Consider the following 762-nt stretch of genomic DNA (forward strand, 5'->3'; position numbering starts at 1 on the left):
CTTTTAATAGTCGTGCTTCCATTGATCAACCTTATACGGATTCACCTTTAATTGCGCTGATCCAAAACCAGTCGGTTCAAAGAGATTTTTATTATGCAGCGGCCACTAACGGAGGAATTATCTTCAAAGACTATCAACATCTGCGCAATAGTTTGGATAAATATGGTCTATCGCATTATATTTCCGGAATAACAAGTTTTAAAGACGATGTTGCTGATCAAATTTCTTCTTTGGATAAAGAGATTTTTCTTTTAACAATTACAATCATCTTGGTCATTTTCGTTCTGGTCTTGTCAATCATTATGGATATAGGTGAATATTTTCAGCAAAATAAAAAACTGATTTTAATTAGAAAACTTCATGGATATTCGTTGATAAAACAGCATGGCACGCACCTGTCACTTTCATTAGGATCCAGTGGATTAATGTTCGCTTTGCTATTTCTACTCCTGTCTGGCAACTTAGTACTTTCAATTGCAGTTATTTCTTTAATCGGCGAATTTCTGGTTTCTCTGGTTAATATTTATTTTCTGGATAGCAAATCAATCACTCAAGTAAAGGAACTCTAAGAATGGAAAATAAAAAATCCCATTTCAAACTAACGAAAATCATCGCGCTGTTGATTCCAGTTTTTATACTGACAACGATATTTTCGTTTCGTAATCCACTCACTGATCGCTACAATCCTTTTCTTAATAGCGAACAGTCTTACGCCAAAGTCAAGAAAGGAACCCAGAAATATCGAAATGTCACAGCCTATAC

Annotated in this window: 2 protein-coding genes; both read left to right on the forward strand. The window is 34.8% G+C overall.

What is annotated here, in order from left to right:
- Positions 1-569, forward strand: a 569-nt coding sequence (locus KH893_RS11190) for a DUF1430 domain-containing protein (RefSeq protein ID WP_281166197.1), incomplete at its 5' end; no start/stop codon positions are given.
- A gap of 2 nt (positions 570-571) precedes the next feature.
- On the forward strand, positions 572-762 hold a 191-nt coding region (locus tag KH893_RS11195; RefSeq protein WP_486606294.1), incomplete at its 3' end, for a YxeA family protein.

The sequence above is a fragment of the Liquorilactobacillus sicerae genome (genome assembly GCF_029916425.1).
In the GTDB taxonomy this organism is placed as follows: Bacteria; Bacillota; Bacilli; order Lactobacillales; family Lactobacillaceae; genus Liquorilactobacillus; species Liquorilactobacillus sicerae.